Raw genomic sequence first — 607 nt, forward strand, 5'->3', positions numbered from 1 at the left:
CCTACGATCTATATCATATGGCCCACGACGCGGTCTGTCTGCTTGACCACCTAAAGTGTAAACAGGCCCATATTGTCGGAGCTTCAATGGGTGGCATGATCGCTCAAATCATTGCTGGTATTTATCATGATCGTATTATTAGCTTAACCTCGATCATGTCTACGGCAGATAGTCGTGGTTTAGTGATGCCTTGGAATATGAAGCTGGGGCTTCATTTGCTTAAGTCGAGCCAGGCTGCCGAAGAAGAACAGCTAGACCTGAAAATGGAAACCGTCCGTTTGATTAGCAGCAGGACTCACCCGCCAAAGCAAGAAGAGTTAGAATCTCGACTCCGGAAAGCTCTGGCGCGCGATGCTGAAAAGTACGGTACAAAAAGACAGCTTTCTGCGATTGTAGCGACTAAGAAAACCAAAAAGATTACACAGCGAGTCAATGTCCCCACTTTGATTATTCATGGTGCCGAAGATCGGCTCATTCCTATCAAGTTCGGAAGAAAAAATGCTGAACTGATTGAAGGTGCTGAATTCCGCGAGATAGAAGGGATGGCGCATGACTTTCCAAGACCCCTTGTTGGCTATCTGGCTTTTGTGGTTAGCAAGCACTTAGG

1 protein-coding gene is annotated in these 607 nt (G+C 46.6%); it reads left to right on the top strand.

The window, feature by feature from the left end; all coding sequences use genetic code 11:
* Positions 1-17 precede the first annotated feature (17 nt).
* Positions 18-607, top strand: a 590-nt coding sequence (locus A3766_RS02355) for an alpha/beta fold hydrolase (RefSeq protein WP_231882815.1), incomplete at its 3' end; no start/stop codon positions are given.

Source organism: Oleiphilus sp. HI0132 (assembly GCF_001635845.1).